Here is a 4,455-nt window from a genome sequence, read left to right on the forward strand (position 1 = left end):
GGGCGTTGTTCGGGACCGGGCCGGCAGCCATCGCCAGCGGCGCGCTGGATGGTGCTGCGGCCTGGTCGTCGGCCGACGTGCAGCCCGCGGCGAGCGCGACCGTCGCCACCACCGCAAGCAGGGCACCGGGGGCTGTCCATCGAGTTCGGGGGATGACCATGCGTCCCGAGACTAATGGCAGCCACGGCCGCGGCGTTAGCCCCGCCCGTCTCGATGCGCTGATCCAGTCCAGCGTGGCCGATCAAGTGCTGCGTAAGGGGCATCATCCGGTGCTGATCGTGCCACCGGGGCCGTGACGCGGCGCGTGCTAGTTTGAGGCTCATGGATCGGTTTCTCGTGCCTGCTGCCGCCAGCATTGTCGTCGGCCTGCTGCTGGGCGCGGCTGCCGTGTTCGGGGTGACGCTGATGGTGCAGCAGGACACCAAGCCTCCGCTGCAGGCGGGCGATCCGGCGTCGTCGGTTCTCAACAGGGTCGAGTACGGCGACAGAAGTTAGATCCCGGCTCGCCACGCTCCTGCGCTCCGCCGACAGCCGATCCCGCCCCGGAGCGTTCGAGCCGCTCTCCCGGCGCTGGCTGTGGGTGGCCGCTGCGGCGGCGCTGGTCCTGACTTTCGCCCAGTCACCGGGACAGATCTCACCCGACACCAAGCTCGATCTCACCGCGAACCCGCTGCGCTTCCTCACGCGTGCGTTCAGCCTGTGGAACAGCGACCTGCCGTTCGGTCAGGCCCAGAACCAGGCCTACGGCTACCTGTTTCCGCACGGCACCTTCTTCCTCACCGGCGACCTGCTCGGCGTCCCGGGCTGGGTGACCCAGCGGTTGTGGTGGGCGCTGCTGCTCGTCGTCGGTTTCTGGGGTGTGGTGCGGGTCGCCGAAGCCTTGGGGATCGGCAGCACCACCTCGCGGGTCATCGCCGCGACCGCCTACGCGCTTTCCCCGCGGGTGCTCACCACCATCGGCGCGATCTCATCGGAGACGCTGCCGATGATGCTGGCGCCGTGGGTGTTGCTGCCGGTGATCCTGGCGCTTCGCGGCGGGGTTGTCGACAGGGCGGGCGAAGGCCGGAGCATGCGCGTGCTGGCCGCGCGCTCCGGGTTGGCCATCGCGCTGATGGGCGCGGTCAACGCGGTCGCCACGCTCACCGCGTGCCTGTGCGCGGTGGTGTGGTTGGCCTGCCATCGCCCGAACGCCACGTGGCGGCGTTTCACCGCGTGGTGGCTGCTGTGCGCGGCGCTGGCCGTCACATGGTGGGTCGTCGCGTTGGTGCACCTGGGCCGGATCAGCCCGCCGTTCCTGGACTTCATCGAGTCCTCGGGTGTCACCACCCGCTGGATGTCGCTGACCGAGATGCTGCGCGGCACCGGCGCGTGGACGCCGTATGTGGCGCCCACCGCCACCGCGGGCGCACCGCTGGTCACCGGCTCGGTCGCGGTGCTGGCGACGACGCTGGTCGCGGCCGGCGGCCTGGCCGGTCTCGCGATGCGGACGATGCCCGCGAAGGGCAGGCTGATCACGATCCTGACGGTAGGCGTCGTGGCGTTGGCCGCCGGCTACAGCGGCCGGTTGGGTTCACCGGTCGCGCAGCAGGTCCAGGCGTTCCTCGACGGGGACGGCACGCCGCTGCGCAACCTGCACAAGCTGGAACCGCTGCTGCGACTGCCGTTGGTGCTCGGCCTCGCCCACCTGCTGGGACGGATACCGCTCCCCGGCAGCGCGCCGCGCCCCGTGTGGCGCGATGCGTTGGCCCACCCGGAGAAGGACAAGCGTGTCGCCGTGGGCGTGGTGGTGCTGACCGCGCTGGTCGCCGCCACCTCGCTGGCCTGGACCGGCCGGCTGACACCGCCCGGGGCGTTCGACGCGATCCCGCGGTACTGGCACGAGACCGCGGACTGGCTGGACGCCCACAACTCCGGCTCACCCGTGGCCGGCCGGGTGCTCGTGGTTCCGGGCGCGCCGTTCGCCACGCAGGTGTGGGGCAACAGCCACGACGAGCCGCTGCAGGTCCTGGGCGGCAGCCCGTGGGGTGTTCGCGATTCCATCCCCCTGACCCCGCCGGAGACGATCCGCTCACTGGACTCCGTGCAGCGGCTGTTCGCGGCCGGGAGGCCGTCCGCCGGTCTCGCGGACACCCTTGCACGACAAGGCATTTCCTACCTGGTGGTGCGCAATGATCTGGATCCTGACTCCTCCAGGTCGGCGCGTCCCATTCTGGTTCACCGGGCGATCGACGGTTCGCCGGGCCTGACGAAGGTGGCACAGTTCGGTGAGCCCGTCGGACCAGGCAGCCTGGAGGGCTTCGTGGCCGACAGCGGCATGCGGCCGCGTTACCCCGCGATCGAGATCTACGCGGTGGACGGCGCCGCCGACGCGGCTGCTCCGTACGTGGCCGATACCGACTCGATGGCGCGCGTGGACGGCGGGCCCGAAGCGGTGCTACGGCTCGACGAGCGCAGAAGGCTTTCGGGTGAGCCACCATTGGGGCCGCTGTTGCTGACCTCCGAAGCGCTACGGGCCGGGCTGTCCGCGCCGGTCGTGACCGTCACCGACACCCCGCTGGCACGTGAAACCGACTACGGCCGCGTCGACGACCACTCGTCGGCGATTCGTGCCGCCGGAGATCCCCGCAACACGTTCAATCGGGTTCCCGACTACCCCACCGGTGACACCGAACCGATCTACGGGCAGTGGGTCGGCGGGCGCGTCTCGGTGTCCAGTTCGGCATCGGATCCCACGGCGCTGCCCAATGTCTCGCCGGCCACGGCGCCGCCTGCGGCGATCGATGGGGACTCATCGACCAGCTGGGTTTCCAACGCACTGCAGAGCGCGGTGGGCCAGTGGCTCCAGGTCGACTTCGACCGCCCGGTGACCAACGCCACCCTCACGATCACGCCCAGCGCCACCGCTGTCGGCGCCCAGGTGCGTCGGCTCGAGGTGGCCACCGTCAACGGCACCACCACGGTGCGGTTCGACGAGGCAGGCGAACCGGTCACCGTCGCGCTTCCCTACGGCGAGTCGCCCTGGGTGCGGATCACCGCCGTGGCCACCGACGACGGTTCCCCCGGCGTGCAGTTCGGCATCACCGACTTCACCGTCACCCAGTACGACGCCAATGGTTTCGCCCATCCGGTCGATCTGCGCCACACCGTGCAGGTCCCCGGCCCACCGCCGGGTTCGGCGGTGGCCCAATGGGATTTGGGATCGGAATTGCTGGGCCGCTCGGGTTGCGCCGAAAGCCCGACCGGGATCCGGTGTGCTGCAGCGGTGGCGCTGGCCTCCGAGGAGCCCTTCAACCTGAGTCGGACCCTGACCGTGCCAGAGCAGACCGAGGTCAGCCCGACCGTCTGGGTGCGCGCCCGTCAGGGCCCCAACCTCGCTGACCTCATCGCACAGCCCCGAACCGTCAGAGCCGCAGGTGATTCCGATCCCATCGATGTTCTCGGCTCGGCGTACGCGGCCACCGACGGGGATCCGGGCACCGCGTGGACCGCTCCGCAGCGCATCGTAGGGCCGCGAACCCCGCCGACCCTCGAGCTGGCGCTGCCCGCCCCGCAGGACGTGGCGGCGCTGCGGGTGACACCGAGTTCGTCGGAGCTGCCCGCGCACCCGACGATGATCGCCGTCGATCTCGGGGACGGGCCGCAGGTGCGCCGCCTCGGCCAGGGCACCGAGACAATGCGACTGAAATCCCGCGTCACCGACTCGATCACGGTGTCGCTGCTGGACTGGCACGACGTGATCGACCGCACCGCACTCGGTTTCGACCAGCTCAAGCCTCCTGGGCTGGCAGAGATCGTGGCTCTTGATGCGCGCGGCGCGCCGATCGCCGCCGCCGACGCGGCCACCAACCGGGCGCGGACCATCAGCCTGGCGTGCGGCCGCGGCCCGATCATCGGTGTCGCCGGGCAGTTCGTGCAGACCTCGGTGAGCACCACCGTCGGCGCGCTACTCGACAACGAACCGATCCCGGCACGGCCCTGCAGCGGACCGATCACCTTGCCCGTCGGCCAGCAGGAGCTGCTGATCAGCCCGGGTCCGACGTTCATCGTCGACGGGGTTCAGCTGGCGAGTCCGCTGGCCGACCGACTGGGTTCGGCCACAACGGCTTCCGTCGACACCAGCCGCTGGACCAGCGACCACCGCGATGTCGTGGTGCCGGCCTCGGATACGACCCGGGTGCTGGTGGTCCCCGAGAGCGTCAACCCGGGGTGGAGCGCCCGCAGCGGTGACGGCGAGCGGCTCACCCCGGTCACCGTCAACGGCTGGCAGCAGGGCTGGGTACTGCCGGAGGGCACCGCAGGCACCGTCACGCTGGGCTTCGACTCCAACTCGACCTATCGGGCAGGCCTGATCGGCGGGCTTGCGCTGCTTCCCCTTCTGGTCGCGCTGGCGTTCCTGCCGTCCCGACGTCCCGGGGCGCCCGCTGGCGCCGCCCGGCCGTGGCAACCGCCGACGGT

At 70.9% G+C, this 4,455-nt stretch carries 2 protein-coding genes; both read left to right on the forward strand.

The genetic code is table 11. The features are described 5' to 3' along the window. Positions 1-321: 321 nt before the first annotated feature. Complete coding sequence (locus WA944_RS19245; protein ID WP_014813542.1) at positions 322-495, forward strand: DUF2613 domain-containing protein; 174 nt, start codon at positions 322-324, stop codon at positions 493-495. 85 nt (positions 496-580) lie between these two features. Continuing rightward, on the forward strand, positions 581-4,455 hold a 3,875-nt coding region (locus WA944_RS19250), incomplete at its 3' end, for an alpha-(1->3)-arabinofuranosyltransferase domain-containing protein (protein WP_526647237.1).

The sequence above is a fragment of the Mycobacterium sp. genome (assembly GCF_049683355.1).
Taxonomy (GTDB): domain Bacteria; phylum Actinomycetota; class Actinomycetes; order Mycobacteriales; family Mycobacteriaceae; genus Mycobacterium.